Source organism: Candidatus Auribacterota bacterium (genome assembly GCA_026392035.1).
Classification (GTDB): Bacteria; Auribacterota; Tritonobacteria; order UBA1439; family UBA1439; genus JAPLCX01.
In genome coordinates, this window is sequence record JAPLCX010000025.1 from 12,955 (window position 1) to 31,729 (window position 18,775).

Genomic DNA, 18,775 nt, shown 5'->3' on the forward strand with positions numbered 1-18,775 from the left:
TGAGTGGAGGAGGTTATGAAGAGTCTCGGTCTCATCGCGGGAGGCGGCGGACTCGCGTTTGCGATCGCCCGCGAGGCGCGTGAGAAGGGGGTGGAACGCATCGTCGCGATCGCGTTCCCCGGTCAGACCGCCGCCGAGTTGGAGCGCTATGTGGATGAGCTCCACTGGGTCCATGTGGGCCAGCTCGGCACGTTGATAAAAACCCTCCGTCGCGCGGGGGTGACCGAGGCGGTCATGGCGGGGAGGCTCGACCCCACGCTCGTGATCAGTAAGCTCAGGCTGGACATGCGCATGATCGCCCTCGCGGCCCGGGTGCCTGACAGGCGCGCTGATACCGTGCTGAAGGCGATCGCCGGGGAGATGAAAAAGGACGGAATCCGGCTGCTGGATTCGACCGTATATCTCTCATCGTGCATTGCGGACCGGGGGGTCATGACGAGGAATGCGCCGGGAGACGAGGCGCTGGAAGATATTGCCTTTGGAGCGAAGATCGCCCGGGAAATCGCGGGGCTCGACATAGGACAGACGGTGGTGGTGAAGAAGCGAGCGGTGGTCGCGGTCGAGGCGATGGAGGGGACTGACGAGGCGATCAGGAGGGGGGCCTCGCTCTGCCCCCGCGGGATGGTCGTGGTCAAGGTGAGCCGCCCCGCGCAGGATATGCGGTTCGATGTCCCGGTTGTCGGCGAGCGCACGATTGACCTCCTCCTGGGATGTAACGCCGCCGCCCTCGCCCTGGAGGCGGGTCGGACGATTATCCTGGATAAGGAAGCGGCGATAAGGAAAGCGGGCGGGGCGGGGGTCGCGGTGGTGGGCATTTGACGGCATCCTCCGGATGCCGAATTGTAAATTGCAGATTGTAAATTTAATATTTCCCATTTGATATTTGCAATTTCCAATGGAGCACAGCGACATATGGAGAAGATGCGGGTCGCGGTGGTCGGCGTCGGCAACCTCGGGAAGCACCATGCCCGCGTCTACACGGAGCTCCCGGATGTGGAGCTCGCCGGGGTGGTTGACGTTGACGCGAGAACGGCGGAGAAGATCGCGCGCCGTCTGGGGGTGAGCGCGCACGCGCGGCTGAGCGACATACCCGGCAAGCTCGACGCGGTGAGCGTGGTGGTGCCGACCGAGGCGCATCGTCCCGTGGCGCTCGAGGCCCTCGAGCGCGGTGCGAACGTCCTGATCGAGAAGCCGATCGCGCTGGACATGGCGGAGGCGACCGCGATCATCGATCGCGCGCGCCAGAAGGGGCTGGTGCTCCAGGTGGGGCATATCGAGCGCTTCAACCCGGCCATTCTCGCGCTGAAGAAGATACTGACGCGCGTGGGTTTTATCGAGGTTCACCGCCTCGCCCCGTACAAGCTCCATGGAACGGAGGTGGGGGTCGTGCTCGACCTCATGATCCACGATATCGACATTGTCCTCAACATCGTGGATTCTCCGATCAGGGAGATCAGTGCCGTCGGGATACCCGTCCTCAGCGCGAGCGAGGATATCGCCAACGCGCGCCTGAGTTTCGAGAACGGCTGCATCGCGAACATGACGGCGAGCCGTATCAGTTTTGAGAAGATGCGGAAGATCAGGATATTCCAGAGCAACGCGTATATATCGCTCGACTACCAGAATCAGGAAGGGATGATCTATCGCACGGAGGGGAGTCGGATCGTGCGCGAGAGGATGCCGCTGGAAAAGGATGAGCCGCTCAAGCTTGAGATCAAATCATTCCTGGAGTGCGTGCGCGCATCGCGCAAGCCTGTCGTACCCGGTGAGCACGGGCGCCATGCGCTCCGCGTCGCGTCCGAGATCACGCGGCTGTTGCAGGAGAACCCTCTCTACAGAGAAGCGATTGAAGAGCAGAAGAAAGCCGCTCCGCTGGATCTGAGGAAGCTATTATGAAAATCCCCAATAAATCCCAAATCCCAAATCCCAAATCCCAAAACAAAGAAGATCCCCCTCCGCGCGAGTCTGACGATAGCGCGCATGGCCCGCTCATCGTTGTGGTCGCGGGTGAGGTGTCGGGCGATAAGCACGCGGCCAAGCTGATCGCCGAGATCAGGAAGCGGGAGCCCCGCGCAGAGATCTGCGCCGCCGGCGGTGACGCAATGGAGAATGCCGGCGCCAGGCTCCTCTACAATCTCGTGGACATGGCCGTCCTCGGATCTGTCGAGGTGCTCAGGAACTATGGTACACTCAGGAGAATCTTTTATTCTCTCCTCGCGTTCATTGAGAAGCGCAAGCCGGATGCGGTGGTGCTCGTCGATTATCCGGGATTCAACATCCGCCTCGCGAAGAAGATCAAACAGCGGCGGCTGCCGGTCAGGGTTATTTACTACATCTCCCCTCAGGTGTGGGCCTGGGGAACGAGGAGGAAGAAGACGATACGCAGGAACGTTGACAGGATGATCGTGATCCTCCCCTTCGAGAAGGAGTTCTACGCGGATACGGAGCTGCCGGTCGAATTCGTGGGACACCCGATGCTCGACGATCTTAAGGTCGAGACCAGCCGGGAGGAGTTCTGCCGCCGCACGGGTGTGGGGCCGCGTGCGCGCGTGGTCGCGCTGCTCCCCGGAAGCCGATGGAATGAGGTCCGGAGGCACCTTCCGGTCATGCTCGCCGCAGCCGCGCTGATGAAACGTACAATGCCGGAGCTCCAGTTCATCATGAGCGAACCGCCGTCTGCCTTCCGCAGGTTTATCGAGAACGCAATCGCCCGGAGCGCCGTCCACGTCGGGGTTATCAGGGAGAGTATCTACGAAGTCATACACGCATCGGACATTGTCCTGGTGGCGTCGGGGACCGCCACCCTGGAAACGGCCTGCGTGCTCAAACCCATGGTGATCATGTACAAGGTTGCCTGGCCGACCTATCTTCTGGCGCGCCTGCTGGTCAAGCTGCCCTACATAGGCCTGGTCAACGTCATCGCCGGGAGGAAGATCATGCCGGAATTCATCCAGCGCGACGCCACGCCCGCGCGCATCGCCGCCGCTGCGCTCGATTTCCTCGCCGATGGTGCCGGGTACTTGGCGGCGGTTGAAGCGCTCAGAGCAGTCCGAGCCCGCGTGGGCGAGGAGGGAGCGAGCGCACGGGCAGCGGAGGCGGTGCTGAGTGCGTTAAGAACGGTTTGAGCGGTGTGAGTCGTTTGAATTGTTTGAACGGCTCAAACTGCTCACACGGCTTAAGCGATTCAAACGGTTCTCGCAGTTCATCGCGCGCTGACGGAGTAAATCATGAGAGTGTATTTAAGACTCTTGCGGTATCTCAAGCCGTACAAGTGGAAGCTGATCGTGGCGATCCTCACCATGGTGATATTCACCCTGCTCCAGAGCGTCAGCATCATGTCGCTCGTCCCCATGGTGGACATAGTCTTCAGCGGGAAAAAGCTCGCCATCCCCGATAATGTGATTATCCCTTTCAAGGCCCACGTGGAGCATTTTGTGGATTACCTCAACTCCGTGAGGCGCTACCCGAACATGCTCAACATGATCGTGGTCTTCGTCCTCATCTGCACCTTTTTCAAAGGGCTCGCGGAGTACCTGCACGAGGTGATGCTCGAGTACGTGGGGCAGGGTGTATGCAAGGATATCCGCAACCAGCTCTATAGCCACATTCAGAGCCTCCCGATGGAATACTTTGACAAAAAGAGGACGGGGGAGCTCGTCTCTAGAATAAATTACGATGTGAGCTTCATCCTGGAAGCGATCTCGGGACGTTTTGCGAAATCGCTCATGGACTGCATCCAGCTCCCCGCGTACGCGGTTATCGCGGTGGCCATTCGATGGGAGCTGGCGCTCATCACGATGGTGGGACTCCCCTTCCTGCTGGCGCCGATCGGGATCGTGGGGCGCAAGGTGAGGCGCCTCACCAAGCGCGCCCAGGAGAAAGTCGCTGATATCTCCTCGATTCTCTTTGAGACCATCTCGGGTATCCAGGTGGTCAAGGCGTTTTGCATGGAGGGCTACGAGGGCCACCGGTTCAAGAAGGAGAACAGGATCCTCTTCCGAGTCATGGTGGCCACCATCAAGAAGGGGGCCATCCTCAGCCCCATCACCGAGTGGGGAGGGATGCTGGTCGTGGGTTTCCTCTGCTACTATGGAGCGAGGTTGATTATCATGGGAGATCTCACGGTCGGGCTGTTCGTGGTGTTCATCGCCTGCATGGCATCCATGGTCAAGCCGCTCAAGACCATTGGCAAGCTCAACGTCGGTTTTCAGAAGGCAATGGCGGCCGCCGATCGGATATTCCATCTCTTGGACACGAAGTCGAGCATGGGCGAGAAGGAAAACGCCATCGAGCTGCCGAAGATCCGCAGCGAGATCGTATTCGACCGGGTGAGCTTCGAATATAACCACGGTGAGGCGGAGGTGCTCAGGGAGATCAATCTCAAGGTGCGGGTGGGCGAGATCATCGCCATTGTGGGGCCGAGCGGTTCGGGGAAGACGTCTCTGGTGAGCCTCATCCCGCGATTCTATGACCCGACCGACGGGAGGGTGTGCATCGACGGCGTTGACCTCCGTGACGTCACGTTCATGAGCCTGAGGAGCCAGCTCGGCATCGTCACGCAGGAGACCATACTCTTCAATGACACGGTGAGGAATAACATCGCCTACGGGCAGGTGGAGGCCCCCTTTGACCAGATTGTGGACGCGGCGAAGATGGCGAACGCGCACGATTTCATCATGGCCATCCAGAACGGGTACGATTCCATGATCGGCGAGAAGGGAGAGATGCTCTCCGGGGGCGAGCGGCAGAGGCTCGCGATCGCGCGGGCGATTCTGAAGAACCCGGCCATACTCATTCTCGACGAGGCGACCTCCGCCCTTGACACGGAATCGGAGCGGCTCGTGCAGGATGCGATAGACAGGTTGATGCGCGGCCGGACGGTGTTTGTGATCGCCCATCGCCTCTCGACCATTACGCACGCCGACCGCATTATCGTGCTTGAAGAGGGCCGCATCGTTCAGACGGGGCGGCACGAGGAATTGCTCGCCCAGGAGGGCCTCTACAAGAAGCTCTACGATATGCAGTTCGCGCCGTAGCGCGCGGCACCTACGTCTGGGTACACGCAATGCCTTCCCTGAAAGAGAAATTGTTGCATCTCGTGCTCCGCTATTGCATCCCTTCTCTCATCAAACTCCTCGGGCGCAGCATGCGCTTCGAATGGATCAACGATGCACTCCCCCTCGAAAGGGCGAAGCGCGGCGAGAGCTGCATATTTTGTTTCTGGCACAACCGGCTCCTCCTCATGCCGTATGTGTATCAGCGCTATAGGGGGAAAAAGAATATGTGTGCCATGGCGAGCCGCAGCAGGGACGGGGAGTATATCAGCGACGTGCTGAAAGGCTTTGGCTTCGAGGTCGCGCGCGGCTCCAGTTCGCGCGGGGGAGACGCGGCGCTCATGGAAATGACCGCCAGTCTCGCTGAGGGCCTCGATGCGGCGATCGTACCCGATGGCCCCAAGGGCCCCTGCTATAAGGTTCAGCCAGGCGCGATCATGCTCGCGCAGCTCAGCGGGATCCCAATTATCCCTGCAAGCTTCGACGTCACGCGCAAGAAGAGACTCAAGAGCTGGGATCGTTTCATCATCCCCGCTCCATTCTCCAGAGGGGTGTTTATTTATGGGGATCCGCTATACGTTGATCATGATGCTGATGACGCGGCGAGGGAGAAGGCGAGGGAAAAATTGCAGGCGGCGATGCACGAACTCGATCAGAAGGCAGCATTCCTGCTGGGGATAGAGGCGGATGGACAACGGTAGCAAGTTGCTCGTTTCTGGTTGCTGATGTGAAACAAATGGAAGAACTAGTTTATAACCACGGATAAACACCACAGCCCACAGTGTAAAGCCCAAAGTTCAAAGAAATGGTGTCACCTTGAGCCTTCAACTTTACACTTTCAGCTGTAGTCCGATCTGTGTCCATCCGTGGTTACTTATGGTAAGTCGCGGTTTTATAGGTCGGTATTCGATGCTGCGCAGGTTAAAAAAGTAAGCGGCAGGAAACTGTGCCTATTCCCTTCCGAACCTGGTGGATTCCTTAAGGATCTGGTGCCAGATTTTCTTCCCGAGCGCCTCCTGCTGCTGCTCGCTGAGCGTGAGAAACACCATGCCGGCGAGCGTTCCGCCGTCGGCAGTGTTTGTCACCGGTCGGGTATGAACTACGCGGCCGCGAGTTCTCAGGGGCTCTGCACCCGTGCCCAGCGGGATTTCCAGATCGAGCAGGTCGTCCTTTTTGACCTCGCCGGAAACCATCAGCAGGACGCCGCCATCACTGACGTCCCTCGTTTCCCCTATGCTCGTCTCTCTGCCCGGGAGACGGTAGCCGGTCTCTAAGATACACTGAGTCCTCTCAGACTGTCTCCGCTCCTCCGGATATGGTGGTTTCATAGATACCTCATCGATCTGGCAACCATTCTACCTTGGCGCTGACTCAGGCGCAAGCGGCATTTCGGGTTGGTTACCCGCTCGTGGGACCACGCCAGATAAGCGCCGCCCCCCTGATGGCGGGCGGCATTGTAGATAGAGAAAGTCAGGAATCCCTGTGCTTATTTCGTCTTGGGTTGCGTGCTGAGGACGATCCTAATATTGCTCCATCCGGTGCGGGGTTCCACGGTAAGGATACAGCTCTGCCCTTCTTTTTCATAATAACGGGTGCTGGAGCGGTAGTCAATGTAGCTCATTTCCTGCCAGCCGTGGAGCGGCATCTGCTGCTGGAAGAAGGCGAGCACGTTGTTGATGTCGCTCCTCCCCTTATAGATGAGGCGGCCGACCCTGGTGACATCATTCTGGAAAGAATATGAATCATTGCGCACGAGCGAGAATCCCGCAGGGACCGGAATGTCTTCGAATGTCACATCGTTGCTGAATGCTACCTGCGGCGATCCGGCGGGCTGGTCGCCCTTCTTGCAGCCTGCGAAGCTACCGATCGTCACAATCGCTGCCCCGATTATCAGATACGAACACAAACTCCTCATACCAACCTCCTCGTCAGAAAAAGGAATGCTTCTGTTTCTGCGCGGGCGGAACCGCACACTTAGTTTTGGGAGACGCTCACCCTCCGCAGGTGAGATTATTCCAGAAAAACAACCAATAGTAAGCTCTGTCACTCGCTGCTGTCAACACATATTTGCTCGGTTCGCTTCCTCAGTCCACTCCCCGCCCGGCCCCGGTGGAGGCCCCTTCCCTCATTCTTCTTTAATCGGTTCCAAATGGACGGTCGTTTCGGCGCCGAGTTCATCCTTGAGGGCGTACTTCGCCCGTGCCGCGGTCTGGTGCGCCTCGTCAATCCTCATCGCGGGCGGGAAAGACATATGGAAAGTAAGTTCCAGGTGATCGCCGTAGCGATGCACGTGCAGGTGATGGACATCCGTGGCGGTGGGGGCGGCTGATTTGATTATTCCCTTGATGCGGTTTTCAAAATCAGAGCTGTGTATCTCTCCAAGGGATGCGCTCATGGCATTTCGTATTATGTCGTATGCGGCGTAGAGGATGAGGGCGGAGACCCCTATTCCGAGCACGCCGTCCATCCACCAGAAGTACCCGCCCATCAGTCCGCCGACCACAATCAACGCGGAGGCGACGGCGTCGCTCCGGTGGTGCCATCCATCAGCGATGAGAGATGAAGAGTCAATTTTCCTGCCGGCCCAGATCGAGAATCGGGCGAGCGCCTCTTTCAGGACTACGGAAATGAGGAAGACGACGATCGCGAACGATCCGAAGGTCGCTGCCTGGAAGTGCATGAGATGCGTGATTGATTGCCGGAAAAATTCAATGCCAACGACGGCGAGGAGCGTGCCGATGATGATGGCGGCGATCGGTTCCGCGCGCCCATGACCGAACGGGTGCTTGCCGTCGGCGGGGCGCGCGGCGGCCCAGAAGCCCAGGATCACGACCACGGAGGTGAAGGTATCGGAAAGGGTGTGCCACGAATCAGCGATCATCGCGATCGACCCGGCGACTGTCCCGACCCAGATTTTGAGCGCGAAGAGGGCGGTATTGATGACGATGGAAAGCCACCCCTCGAGATAGCCCAGAGATTTCTTATCCATCTTTCTCCCTGAGATCAGTTGCGATTAGCATACAAGATTTCTGTGGAATATGTGGACTGTACTTAGCCTCCCCTCTATACTTCTTCACTTTCATACCCGCTGAACGGGACCCACATGCTTTTTTCGGTTCCGATCATCGTGCTGTAAGAGTGGAGCATCCCAAAATTAGTGCAGCGCACCGCATACCATTCGATATTGCGATTGTGCGCCAGCTCATTCTTTATCTCGTCGGTCACGATAACGCTTGATTTTGACTCCGAGTGAACCTTCTGGATTATGTAGTGCTGATCTTCGCTGGAAAGATAGGAGTACACTGGAGCTACCGCGTGTTTGTCCACAAGAGCGACAAGGTCTTCGGGGTAAATGTCTTTCGTGGACTGTGTCTCTATCGTCAGCATACTCAGTTGCCCGAATAAGCCCCCTGGAGTGTCCTTAAACGATGCCGGGTAGGTGGTAATGGCGGGGATATTCATCACATAAATTATTTTTGCCTCTTTTTGGATCAGGGTGGCCTTCGCTGAATACGCGCACACATATCTCACCAAACACTTTTCTCGAGATACCGGGGTTAGTTTTTCGATGAAAAAAGGATAGTTGAAATCGATCTTGACCATTGAGGCATTCAGCTCCTTGAGATAGTCCATGATGTTGACCTTGAGCGTCTTTGTCCCTATCTTGTCTCGATGTTCATGGACAATACGGATGAATTTATCGATCCATTGTGCCTCAAACTCCCCCATGATCCGTGCCGCGATGGAAATGTTCGCAACGGTCAGTTGACCGTTCGGATCGACCTTCGAGAGCACCCTCATTGGGAAAGGCAGATCCCGCATACCCACATCCACCAAGAATCTCTTCTCTTTTTGCATGTCACACCTCGTTATTTAATAATCTTTCCGCTTCTTCCAGGAGGACTTCCCACTTGTTACATTGCATACAGAAAACATCGACTCTCGAGTCGCCTGATGATAAATGCAGGAAGCTGCTGTTCTCATTCTGGATGACGTTCAATTTTAATCCAAGGAATTCGAGTCCATGGCATATCTCTCTGATAAAACTGAGAGATTCTCTCATATTCTCGCTCAAGAACGCTATTGAGTCCACCCCTCCGAGTATTGAAATAAAAGCCCCGGTGTATTTCAGAATATTATAGCGCAATATATCCCGCACAACAGCTCTTTTGGGATCTGAATCACGCACCAGATTCAAAAAGTCGCATCTCTCTCCCATGAGGCCGCTCAAACCGCTCTCGTTGGATAAGAGCCTGTTGATTTCTTCAAGCGACATACCGCTGGAATGGAGTTGAAGAACGATGGTTGGATCGATATCTCCACAGCCTGTGGAGGATGGTATCCCCTCCAGAGAAGTAAATCCGAAAGTGGTCTCCAGCGGCATTCCATCGTGTATTGCAGCAATATTTGTGTGGTCCCCGAGATACACACTCAGTAACTTGCGTGAATGAGCGCCGGGAATCGCCTGTGTCTTTTTCCATGCCCATTGATGGAACAATCCATAGCCCCCATACCTTTGCATCCCCTTTTTACGAAGCTCATAGGGCACGGCATAGGTGCTGACTTCATCCGGGAGGTTGTTGAAAAAAGCGGTATCGCAAAATAGGATGTGCGGGATCGCGGGCAGCTTGTCAATCCAGTATGACGCGATTTTAAGAGTAAGGTCGTTATGCTCAGGGAGGAGCCAGATGCACCGCTCAACGCTCACGAGGATGTCCCGAGACAATAAACTCGCCGGTGCGGTAATTTCTCCGCCGCCGTTGTATAAAAGGTAACCGATGGCACGTATCCTGCCAATATCACCGACATTGTGTGTAACCTCCTCCGCCAATTGCGGCCCGTACGTGCAGCGGTGTTCTAAAAACACACGATCCTCAGCCTTGCACCATCTTAAAAGCGGAGGGAACGGGTCAAAGAATAATATCATCTGTTCCCCCGCAGTAGGTTCACCCCTTCCACACAAATTGTTCTTTCTTCCTGGGCGGGGATGGTAAGGACAAGAACTTTCGAATCTTCCGCACTTATTGAAGAAACCTTACCAGGGCGGGCATGCCGGTTGCGTGTGTTATCCAATTTGAGCCCGCACCATTCCATATCCTCACAGACCTTTTCTCTCAAAAAGTGATTCTGGACCCCAATATCATCGGTGAATACCAGTATGTCGATCCCCTTAAGGACTATGATGTAGCTTCCGATATATTTTTTTAAGCGATGGACATACATGTTAAAAGCGAGATTTGCCAGTTCTTCGCTGTCGTCTAGCATTTTTTGTGCGATGTCCCTGATGTCGCTCGAGAAGCCCGAAATTCCCAGCATCCCGCTCATCTTGTTGAGCAACTCCTCTAATTCCGATGAACGGTAGCCAAACGCGGCCATGATGTATATCGTGAGCATCGGATCGATGTCCCCGCAGCGGGTGCTCATCATAAGGCCGGAGAGGGGCGAATACCCCATGGAGGTGTCAACCGAACATCCGCCTTTGATTGCCGCAACACTCGAACCTCCAGTCCCGAGATGGCAGGCGACCATGTTCAGGCGTGCAAGGGGTTTCCCCAGAAAGCGAGAGGCTTCTCTGGCAGCGTTCGAATATGAAAGGCCATGGAACCCATACTTCCTGAAACCGAACTGTTCCGTGATTTTTCTGGGCAGGGCATATGTATAGGCATAGGAAGGGATCGAAGAATGGAATGCGGAGTCAAAAGTTACATATTGCATGACATCCGGGAAGACCTTCGTACATTCATCGATGACACTGAGCGCGATAGGATTGTGTATTGGGGCGAGCGGCAGGCACCTCCGAAGTTTCTCCAGAACAGCTCCATTGATAAACTCTGACTTTTGAAAGAAGCTCCCTCCGTGGACAAAACGATGGCCGATACAATCAACAGCAATCTTCTGTACCTGCAGGTACTTTAATACGAAAGAGGAAGCCTCCCTGTGATTTTTCACAGGCATTATTTCTTTCTGACTGCTTCCCCTGTAATGAATTTCAGAATATGAAGGTTCGCTCCCTGTCACACCTATTCTATGGGACTTTCCGGACAGCACGTCGACAATATCTTCATTCCCCGCTACTTCAAAAATCTTGTAAGTCAAAGAGGAGCTTCCACAGTTAAAGACCAGGATTCTCAACGTACTCCCCCTGTAGATCTGCCGGGCGAATCAGTGCGCATTGAGATTGTACCCGATTGCCTACCATTGATAAAGGTAATACTGTGCGGATCAGGGATGAGCCAAGAGGGTGCGAATCGGAGCTTGCGTGGGCAAGCTGGATTTGCGTGCACTGCGGGGAAAAATATAGCTTTGACTTCAGCTCCATTGGTGCTATGATGGGCCGTGTGGAATAGAAACCGTGATTGCGACTATTTCAGTTACCCGGTCGTACGATAACGAAATATTATAAGGTCACCGGTTTTGACGAACGTGCGCCGGTGGCCTTTTTTAACACTCTATGTGAGGGGAGGAACAGAGATGATGAAGCAGCTTGTCTGCGCGTCGATCTTTCTTGCGTGTGGATTGATGGCCGTCGGCTGCGGGGCCAGGAAGGAGGAGCCGGTCGCTTCTTCCCCGAAGGGTACGGCGGCTGGTGCGAAAAAGGATGGCTCCATGGCGGCGAAAGTCAATGGGGCCGTGATCACCCGCGCGGATGTAGACCAGGCGGTGAAGGCGTTGATGAACCGATTCGGCGGGCGGATGCCTCCCGAGCAGATGGCCGGCATGAAGCCCGTTATGTGGAAACAGGCGCTGGAATCGCTGATCAATCAGCGCGTGCTCATCCAGGAAGCGGACCGGGAGGGGATTCAGCCCGACAAGAAAGCCATCGATGCCCAGGTGAAAAAGATCTCCAGCCGCGCGCCCAGCGGTGAAGCGTTCCAGAAGCTGCTCGCGTCTGCGGGGATAACCGAAGTGCAACTCCGCAATGATATCGGCCAGGATCTGAAGATCGAAGCCCTCCTGGACAAAAAGGCGCCGAACACACAGGGGGCGAGCGATGAGGAGGTCAAAGCGTATTACCGCGATAATCCGGAGGAGTTCAAAGTGCCGGAGCGGGTCAGGGCCAGTCATATCTTGGTGAAGGTCAATCCGGGAGAGAGCGCGGAGGATCGGGCGCAGAAACGGCTGAAGCTCGCAGGCCTGCGCGGCAGAATCGAGAAGGGGGAGGATTTTGCGAAGCTGGCGGGTGAGAACTCCGACTGCCCCAGCAAGTCTCAGGGCGGTGATCTCGGCTATTTCGAAAAGGGTAACATGGCAAAACCGTTCGAGGACGCGGCATTCAAGATGAAGGTCGGGCAGGTCAGCGACGTGGTGGAGACGCAGTTCGGGTATCACCTGATAAAACTGACCGGCCATGAGGAAGCCGGCGTGACTCCACTGGAGAAGGTTCGAGATAAGGTGGTCACCTTCTTGAATCGTCAGAAGAGGCAGAAAGTCGTCGGGGACTATCTGCAAAAACTGCGGGGTTCCGCCACAATAGAATATGCTGAGGGTCCGCGGGCCTAGCTGGGGGAACGCAGTTGCACATGGAAGAGGTCTGGACCGGACCCCGGCAAGAAGAGTCAAGAAAAGGAGGTTGTATGAACATTTACGTGGGCGGTTTGTCCTTCGAGGTTACCGAGGAGGAACTGCGGCAGGCTTTTGAAGCCTTCGGGCAGGTTGCGTCGGTGTCCATTATCAAAGACAAATTCACCAGCGAATCGAGAGGGTTCGGATTCGTGGAGATGCCGTCCAAGGCTGAAGCTGACGCTGCGGTCGCTGGCATGAACGGCAAGGATCTGAAAGGGCGGACACTCAATGTCGGCGAGGCTCGCCCCCGCCCAGAGGGCAACCGCGGCGGCGGCAGGAGAGAGGGAGGAAGGCCAGGCGGGGGTCACCGAGGCGGCGGTGGTGGCGGTGGCGGTGGTGGACGCCCGTACCGCAATTACTAGTTGCTGGTTTCGGTTTGCGCATACGTCAGATTCAACATATCGAACCGGGGATTATCGCCATAATGGCTGATAATCTCCGGTTTCGTTTCGGGGAAATTCAGAAATAGCCGACCGTCCCAGAAGAGAAAGCAGATATATTGATTCCCTTCTCCCTTCCCCCTCACCACTTATCCCTGTAGTTCTGGCGCCGGGGTCGCAATTTGTTCAAACCATCCCGATAATTCTGCCGAACACAATCCATCAGTGTAAAAAGAAAAATCTCCGCCGCTGATACAACAACTGCTCTCTCGCCCGCCCCCGCGGAGCCTCGGAGCATAGCAAAGAGGCGTAGCTCCTGCCGGAGGTCCAGAGCGTAGCGAAGGAATCCTTGACTCCAGCGAATGCACGTCTTGCGCACGCTTGGGTTCATAAAAATCCGGCTTGAGCCTAAAAATACAGGCATACACCTACTGTATCCCTTTGGTTTCAAGTCCGTCTTTCGCTCTCTTCACAAGTAGCTGTGAAGTCCTTTCAAAAGATAGCTCACACCGAAATAGGTGAAGAGTACAAAGAAAAAACCGCCAATGGTGAAAAGAGCGGTCAAAAAAGGCAACTTCTTGATAAGCTTTCCATCTTTCTGTTCCTTCGATCTTAACATGAGTAAGGAGAAATAAAGAATCCACGTAAGCAGCGCCCATATTTCCTTGGAATCCCACCCCCAGTAGGTTGTCCATGCTTCATTAGCCCACACAGATCCTGTTAAGATGCCATAGGTGAGGAAGATGAATCCGAAACGAATGCAGACAACCGATGAATTTTCCCACTTTTTAACCGGCCGTTTGAGCCAGAGGGATATGGCCAATCCTATTCCGGTTATGAATCCCATTGCAAAACCAGCATATCCAAGGAAACATGCCGCAACGTGGATGGTCAGCCAGTTGCTCCTTAACGCAGGGAAAAGAGGACGGATCGAGGCATCCAGTGTGGATGCATACCCAAGACAGACAACGGAGACGAACGGGATGAGCACCAGCAGTTCTCTCATGCCACGGGGCAGCACAATGACCAACGCAACAAACCACGATGCCCAAGCAAAGAATACAAGAGTTTCATACATGCTCGTCAACGGGGAGTGTCCAGCTTCAATCCATCTGCACGATATAGCGAGAGAAAGGGAGGCAAAGCCACCGGTGGCAAAGAGTACGGAAATCCGGAATAAGGCAACGCTTCTATTCAGCAGATAGAAGATGCCGGTCACACATGCAACAGAGTAGAATACCAATGCTATATTAACCGACTGTAGATGCATCATCGCAAAGCTCCCCTCAATCAAACTTCCCCAGACCGATCCATAAGGTAAACCCGAGTGCGAGGAAGATGAAACCGCAATAGACAAAAGGGATACCGGGATCGCGTACAAGCTCAAATCCGCTCCACTGCCATCCCACCGGGTCGTACTTCGACTGATATATTTTATATCCATTAAACCTGAAGGGATGATTCACCTTGACCGTTCCAGAAGCGACCTGTTTGTCCCCTTCGAGAATGCTAACCGTTGACGTATAAGACTTGATGTTCTCAGAATGCCTGTCAAAAAAAATGACACGGCCTGCCCGCAATGTTCGGCTCAAACCTATCGGCGGGAAGTGGGGGAACCGAGCGAAGAGCCACCCTCTTTCTGTTCCGCCCCCTGCTTCAACCGCAACTTCAAGCGCAGGATTATTAGGCTCCCGGCTCCTGCTTATGATTTTTCCTCCGTTGGTGATTTTAAAATCAGGTACGTATCGTACCGGCAACACCCGTAGCTCTTCCGGGCCTACCCACCGGCCTATGGTAACGGGATACGCACGCAGCCCCCCGTTATCCCCCGCGCTGATGCCAATCTCATGCTCACCACCAGGATATCTCTCCACACAAAAGCGATCGAGCCTCAAGCAAAAGCCAGGTGCGACCAGTGCACCTTCCTCTCCCCTGAACTCTCCGGTCTGCTGACCTTCATAGAGTTGAACATACCCTCGTTTCCCGTAGCATCTACCAAGAAAGACTCCGAGCAAAACAATGAGCAGGCCAAAGCGGATAAGATGGATCCAAATTCTCGGCAAGTCCTGGCGAAAAAACAGGATGAGTCCGAGCAGGATGTTCAAAAAAAACAGGGATAGGATGATGACAAGCGGATTTGATGCGAATACCGTTTCTGCTTGGGATGGGGGAAGGAAACTGCAGCAGGCAGCGATACTACCGATAATGACGAGGAGCGCGACTGTCGCCCTGCGTGACGCAATAAACCTGAGCATCTGTGACATTATATCTTTTTCTCCAACCACCGCTATGCGTACGGTCGCCGGTAGCGCAGATTGGCATACATGGAAATTGTGCAGGGCTCTACATTATAGGGAATTCGCTATTTGGAGGTTTCGATCCCGGTTTCTTGAGGCTTTAGCCGCTTGTCGGAATCGGTCCTCGAAACAGCGGCCCCTTTTCCTTCTCTGCAGGCGCGATGATTAGAGCCGCCTCATGAAGGCTGTCAGATCTTTCTTTTCCTGAGGATTCAGATGTAAGTCGAGTACGAGATTGAAGAGCTCAACTGTGTCCTCAAGGGTAAGGCACCGCTGATCGTGCACGTATGGTGGCGAATCCTTTATCCCGCGGAGGGGAAAGGTTTTAATCGGTCCCTCAGCTCGTATGTATTGCCCGTTGATCATCTGCGGCTTATAGAAACGTTCCACCTTCAAGTCGTGCATCGAATTGTCCGTGTAGTACGGCGCAGGATGGCAGTCGTCGCATCGCCCCTTGCCGAAGAAAATGGTCTCGCCCCTGAGTTCGGAATCCGATGCCTTCTTGGGATCCAGCTTGCCAAAGACGTCTAATCTGGGCGCGGGGGGGAAGTCCAGCAGCTCCTGGAACTCGGCCATGAAGTGGACCTGACTACCCCGCTCAAGGACATTCAATCCTTTTTTCATGGCAGTCAATGGATCTCCGTCGAAATAGGCTGCTCGCTGCTCGAATTCCGTGAAATCCTCGACACTTTTCAGCGCCCGTTGCGACCCGAAGAGTCGCTGGATGTTTACACCTCGGAGAGACGGCGTGTCGAGGCGGTTCCTGTGGGACTGGGGGCGAATATCTCCAACGAGGTGTGTGGCAGCGTCGGTATGGCCATTGGCATGGCAATCGAAACAAGTCACGCCAAGGCTCGGCTTTTCGCTCTTGCGGTCTTCGGTAGCGTTGAACTGCTGCTGCGGGAACTGCGTCACGAGAAGCCGCAGGCCCTCGAGCTGTTTGGGATTCAGTATGCCGTTGAAAAGTTCGAAGTAATTATCAATGGTGACAAGCTGTCCCTGAGATACGTCCCCCATATCCTTGTGCGTGGTGAGATATATAGGGGCAGGAAACTCGGGAAGGAACCACTCCGGCAGATCGAAATCCATGTCAAACCGCTTCAAACGGGGAAGCTTGTCAAGAACCATATTAGGGAAGACCATCCCTCCCACCTCGTGAACGGGATGGGGGAGCGGCAGATACGGGAACAACCCCTTCTCTTTGATGTTATCCGATGTCATCGCCGAAAGCTTCTCCCATGTGAGGCCGTCTTTTAACCTGGCCGTAGGACCGACGGGGATGGGTTTCCCTCCGGACATAGTCACATCCTTAGAAACATTTTTAGATAGATCATATCGCTCGTTTAAAAGCTTCTTATGCCGCTCCATGAGCCCGGGTTTAGCTGCGATATCCTTCTCCTTAACTTCCCCGAAGGTTTCCTTCATTACCACAGGGGAGTAGCTGGATTCCCGTCCTGCTCTCACTTCAGGTCCCTGACCCTTTTGCTCCGCCATTGCGCACGAGAACAGTAACAGTGCCGGGGAGAACAGAAGACCAACGCCGCTTCTCATCCAGGTTCTCATAGGTCCCTCCTCTCTTGCCTTAAGGTACTGTCAAAAGTTTCTTTAAAGCAACCACAGATTTCTCAGATTATTTATGCCTTTTCTGAGTAAATCAGTGGTGATTCATCTGTGGTGACATGCGTATAACTTACCGTATTACCCTTTTATACTCCAGAGATACCATCCCAAAATTAAATAACAACCCTATCCGTTTCCCAGTAGCTTTAAGATAATTATGAAGCTGCGCCTCATCTATCTTAGTGAGCCCCTTCGTAGCTTTTATCTCTACTAACACCTTGTTCTCAACTATAAAATCCGCTTCGTATTCCTTTATCTTCTCCCCTTTATATACAATATCCAGCTTCTCTCGTCTCGTATATCTTAGCCCCATCCTCATAAATTCTTTAGCCAAGGCTTCCTCATACACGGCCTCTAGAAAGCCATGCCCTAATTCTTTATGTACTTCCATCGCCGCCCCAATTATTTTATAGGTTAAGTCCTTGTATAAAAATTCTTTCCCTTTTGCATTCGCCACAGATTTATTCACCACAGATTGGCGCAGATTTCCTCCCCCCAAAAAATCTTTACAACTATCTGTGCAATCTGTGGTTGCATTTAGTTTTTTCATAAAACTTTTGACACTACCTGCCTTAAGCTGTGCATGTAACGAAAGATTTATCCATAAGCCGTGAAAGATTGAAATCCTTCACCGCTTCATCAATGAGCAGCCAGGCTTCACCCGCCGCCGCGATGCGGGTGTTCCTCGTTTTGACAGCCAGCTCATCCACGCGATTTATCGGGTAATAGGAGATACCCTCGAGAGTAGAGATCCGATGGTTTACATCCGGCGGATCGGCAAGGTCCAGTATGCATAGCAAACTGCCTTTTCTTCTCTCCATTACTTCCTGCATATCATGGTACCCGATGACCTCGTGGGGCGCCCCCGTGGCTGTCACCAGTATGTCCACCCTCTGCAGCATCTCGAAAAATTGGCTGTACGGTATGTATCCGGCCGAGCATTGTTCGGCGACGGCCTTCGCGTTCTCTACTGATCTCGAGCAGAAATAAATATCCTCGCACCCTTTCGTGCGCAGGTGAAGTCCCACAAGCTTGCCCATTTGTCCCGCTCCGAGAATAAGTACCCTCTTGTCGCGCATGCTGCCATGAGTATCGAGAAGCAATTTCACTGCAAGAGAAGCGGCAGAGCAGATACCTTTGTCAATTCCGGTTCGGTTCCTGACACTCTTGGAGACGTTCATACATTTCTGAAAGAGCCTGTTGAGGACGGGGCCGGTACAACCCAACCCCAGTGCGGAATGGTACGCATTCTTGATCTGTCCGACGATCTGCTTCTCGCCTATTATGTGAGAATCGAGGCCGCAGGCTACCGAAAAAAGGTGCCGTACTGCCTCTTCGCCTTCTATGAAAGTCACATCGTCAAGCGATGCGAGTTTTGAAACAGCATGGGAGTCGTGTATATATTCCTCTAAAGGCTTCGGAAGACTTGAGGATGCCCTCACAACCGCGTATATCTCAAATCTTAAACATGTGGAAAGAATCAAGCATTCGTGGACACCATGTCTGTTGCGGAGTGACATGAGCTCACGGGGGAGTTGCTCTTTAGACACAAAGATACGTTGGAGATGGGAAGGTTTTTCTTTGGTGCATTGGGAGAGGCAAACAAGTTGAGTTTGCATTATCTCTGACCTCTAGCACATGGTAACATAGCTCAATACTGGTGTCAAAAATTATAGCTGAGGTGCGCGATATATACTAGTGTAGTGTCCCGGAAATAGACAGACAGATACGCGTGCGTATGCGATAGTGCTCGACATGAGAACCAAATTGCTTGCTACAGCGCTGGAGACGGACGAGTTGAGGCAACTGGAAGAATGGGTAAGAGCGCATGGAACACCGCAGCAGGTGGTGATGCGCAGTT

18 protein-coding genes are annotated in these 18,775 nt (G+C 54.1%); 7 read left to right on the forward strand and 11 right to left on the reverse strand.

Annotation, left to right across the window (positions count from 1 at the left end; all coding sequences use genetic code 11):
- The first annotated feature begins 15 nt into the window (after positions 1-15).
- The 5 genes from lpxI to NTX71_02480 all read left to right on the forward strand — a co-directional run bounded on the left by lpxI (position 16) and on the right by NTX71_02480 (position 5,755).
- Positions 16-819 carry a UDP-2,3-diacylglucosamine diphosphatase LpxI gene (gene lpxI / locus NTX71_02460; protein ID MCX6338766.1) on the forward strand — a complete coding sequence of 268 codons (804 nt, stop codon included), beginning with the start codon at positions 16-18 and terminating at the stop codon, positions 817-819.
- Between the two features lie 93 nt (positions 820-912).
- A complete protein-coding gene (locus NTX71_02465) occupies positions 913-1,896 on the forward strand; it encodes a Gfo/Idh/MocA family oxidoreductase (protein ID MCX6338767.1) in 984 nt (327 codons plus the stop codon).
- Entirely contained in the window at positions 1,893-3,125 is a 1,233-nt protein-coding gene (lpxB, locus tag NTX71_02470; GenBank protein ID MCX6338768.1) for a lipid-A-disaccharide synthase, read from the forward strand. Before NTX71_02465 ends, lpxB begins: the two co-directional genes overlap by 4 nt.
- Before the next feature lie 102 nt (positions 3,126-3,227).
- A complete protein-coding gene (locus NTX71_02475; protein MCX6338769.1) occupies positions 3,228-5,036 on the forward strand; it encodes an ABC transporter ATP-binding protein in 1,809 nt (602 codons plus the stop codon).
- A 29-nt stretch (positions 5,037-5,065) separates the two neighbouring features.
- On the forward strand, positions 5,066-5,755 hold the full coding sequence (locus tag NTX71_02480) for a lysophospholipid acyltransferase family protein (protein MCX6338770.1): 690 nt from the start codon (positions 5,066-5,068) through the stop codon (positions 5,753-5,755).
- Positions 5,756-6,004: 249 nt separating this feature from the next.
- Here NTX71_02480 and NTX71_02485 read toward each other — a convergent pair whose 3' ends face one another.
- The 6 genes from NTX71_02485 to NTX71_02510 form a co-directional block, all read right to left on the reverse strand.
- The gene (locus NTX71_02485; GenBank protein ID MCX6338771.1) at positions 6,005-6,382 is read right to left on the reverse strand and encodes a PilZ domain-containing protein; all 378 of its coding nucleotides are present in this window, start codon (positions 6,380-6,382) and stop codon (positions 6,005-6,007) included.
- Between the two features lie 158 nt (positions 6,383-6,540).
- On the reverse strand, positions 6,541-6,969 hold the full coding sequence (locus NTX71_02490) for a hypothetical protein (protein ID MCX6338772.1): 429 nt from the start codon (positions 6,967-6,969) through the stop codon (positions 6,541-6,543).
- 210 nt (positions 6,970-7,179) lie between these two features.
- Positions 7,180-8,043: a cation diffusion facilitator family transporter gene (locus NTX71_02495; GenBank protein MCX6338773.1), complete on the reverse strand. Its 864-nt coding sequence runs from the start codon at positions 8,041-8,043 to the stop codon at positions 7,180-7,182.
- A gap of 74 nt (positions 8,044-8,117) precedes the next feature.
- Complete coding sequence (locus NTX71_02500) at positions 8,118-8,912, reverse strand: GTP cyclohydrolase, FolE2/MptA family (GenBank protein ID MCX6338774.1); 795 nt, start codon at positions 8,910-8,912, stop codon at positions 8,118-8,120.
- A 1-nt stretch (position 8,913) separates the two neighbouring features.
- On the reverse strand, positions 8,914-9,981 hold the full coding sequence (locus tag NTX71_02505; GenBank protein ID MCX6338775.1) for a hypothetical protein: 1,068 nt from the start codon (positions 9,979-9,981) through the stop codon (positions 8,914-8,916).
- Positions 9,978-11,186 carry an acetate/propionate family kinase gene (locus NTX71_02510; GenBank protein MCX6338776.1) on the reverse strand — a complete coding sequence of 403 codons (1,209 nt, stop codon included), beginning with the start codon at positions 11,184-11,186 and terminating at the stop codon, positions 9,978-9,980. Before NTX71_02510 ends, NTX71_02505 begins: the two co-directional genes overlap by 4 nt.
- 339 nt (positions 11,187-11,525) lie before the next feature.
- Here NTX71_02510 and NTX71_02515 point away from each other — a divergent pair, with 339 nt between their 5' ends.
- Together NTX71_02515 and NTX71_02520 are read left to right on the forward strand one after the other, a co-directional pair.
- Positions 11,526-12,554: a peptidylprolyl isomerase gene (locus NTX71_02515; protein MCX6338777.1), complete on the forward strand. Its 1,029-nt coding sequence runs from the start codon at positions 11,526-11,528 to the stop codon at positions 12,552-12,554.
- Positions 12,555-12,628: 74 nt separating this feature from the next.
- Positions 12,629-12,979: an RNA-binding protein gene (locus tag NTX71_02520; protein ID MCX6338778.1), complete on the forward strand. Its 351-nt coding sequence runs from the start codon at positions 12,629-12,631 to the stop codon at positions 12,977-12,979.
- Positions 12,980-13,466: 487 nt separating this feature from the next.
- Here the strand turns inward: NTX71_02520 and ccsA are convergent, their stop codons facing one another.
- The 5 genes from ccsA to hemA form a co-directional block, all read right to left on the reverse strand.
- On the reverse strand, positions 13,467-14,270 hold the full coding sequence (gene ccsA, locus NTX71_02525) for a cytochrome c biogenesis protein CcsA (GenBank protein MCX6338779.1): 804 nt from the start codon (positions 14,268-14,270) through the stop codon (positions 13,467-13,469).
- Positions 14,271-14,283: 13 nt separating this feature from the next.
- Positions 14,284-15,261 (reverse strand): cytochrome c biogenesis protein ResB, encoded by a 978-nt coding sequence (locus NTX71_02530; protein MCX6338780.1) that lies wholly within the window; start codon positions 15,259-15,261, stop codon positions 14,284-14,286.
- Between the two features lie 198 nt (positions 15,262-15,459).
- Complete coding sequence (locus NTX71_02535) at positions 15,460-16,788, reverse strand: cytochrome B6 (protein MCX6338781.1); 1,329 nt, start codon at positions 16,786-16,788, stop codon at positions 15,460-15,462.
- Between the two features lie 196 nt (positions 16,789-16,984).
- Entirely contained in the window at positions 16,985-17,464 is a 480-nt protein-coding gene (locus NTX71_02540) for a GxxExxY protein (protein MCX6338782.1), read from the reverse strand.
- 22 nt (positions 17,465-17,486) lie between these two features.
- Positions 17,487-18,434: a glutamyl-tRNA reductase gene (gene hemA, locus NTX71_02545; protein MCX6338783.1), complete on the reverse strand. Its 948-nt coding sequence runs from the start codon at positions 18,432-18,434 to the stop codon at positions 17,487-17,489.
- Positions 18,435-18,775: the final 341 nt, after the last annotated feature.

What these genes read in the sequence shown, in the direction of transcription:
- NTX71_02515 (MCX6338777.1), top strand. Translation starts at nt 11,526, where the DNA reads ATGATGAAGCAGCTTGTCTGCGCGTCGATCTTTCTTGCGTGTGGATTG.
- NTX71_02530 (MCX6338780.1), bottom strand. Translation starts at nt 15,261, where the DNA reads ATGTCACAGATGCTCAGGTTTATTGCGTCACGCAGGGCGACAGTCGCG.
- NTX71_02495 (MCX6338773.1), bottom strand. Translation starts at nt 8,043, where the DNA reads ATGGATAAGAAATCTCTGGGCTATCTCGAGGGGTGGCTTTCCATCGTC.
- NTX71_02500 (MCX6338774.1), bottom strand. Translation starts at nt 8,912, where the DNA reads ATGCAAAAAGAGAAGAGATTCTTGGTGGATGTGGGTATGCGGGATCTG.
- NTX71_02540 (MCX6338782.1), bottom strand. Translation starts at nt 17,464, where the DNA reads ATGAAAAAACTAAATGCAACCACAGATTGCACAGATAGTTGTAAAGAT.
- hemA (MCX6338783.1), bottom strand. Translation starts at nt 18,434, where the DNA reads ATGTCACTCCGCAACAGACATGGTGTCCACGAATGCTTGATTCTTTCC.
- NTX71_02520 (MCX6338778.1), top strand. Translation starts at nt 12,629, where the DNA reads ATGAACATTTACGTGGGCGGTTTGTCCTTCGAGGTTACCGAGGAGGAA.
- NTX71_02535 (MCX6338781.1), bottom strand. Translation starts at nt 16,788, where the DNA reads ATGGCGGAGCAAAAGGGTCAGGGACCTGAAGTGAGAGCAGGACGGGAA.
- NTX71_02465 (MCX6338767.1), top strand. Translation starts at nt 913, where the DNA reads ATGGAGAAGATGCGGGTCGCGGTGGTCGGCGTCGGCAACCTCGGGAAG.
- ccsA (MCX6338779.1), bottom strand. Translation starts at nt 14,270, where the DNA reads ATGATGCATCTACAGTCGGTTAATATAGCATTGGTATTCTACTCTGTT.
- NTX71_02505 (MCX6338775.1), bottom strand. Translation starts at nt 9,981, where the DNA reads ATGATATTATTCTTTGACCCGTTCCCTCCGCTTTTAAGATGGTGCAAG.
- NTX71_02475 (MCX6338769.1), top strand. Translation starts at nt 3,228, where the DNA reads ATGAGAGTGTATTTAAGACTCTTGCGGTATCTCAAGCCGTACAAGTGG.
- lpxB (MCX6338768.1), top strand. Translation starts at nt 1,893, where the DNA reads ATGAAAATCCCCAATAAATCCCAAATCCCAAATCCCAAATCCCAAAAC.
- NTX71_02485 (MCX6338771.1), bottom strand. Translation starts at nt 6,382, where the DNA reads ATGAAACCACCATATCCGGAGGAGCGGAGACAGTCTGAGAGGACTCAG.
- NTX71_02480 (MCX6338770.1), top strand. Translation starts at nt 5,066, where the DNA reads ATGCCTTCCCTGAAAGAGAAATTGTTGCATCTCGTGCTCCGCTATTGC.
- lpxI (MCX6338766.1), top strand. Translation starts at nt 16, where the DNA reads ATGAAGAGTCTCGGTCTCATCGCGGGAGGCGGCGGACTCGCGTTTGCG.
- NTX71_02490 (MCX6338772.1), bottom strand. Translation starts at nt 6,969, where the DNA reads ATGAGGAGTTTGTGTTCGTATCTGATAATCGGGGCAGCGATTGTGACG.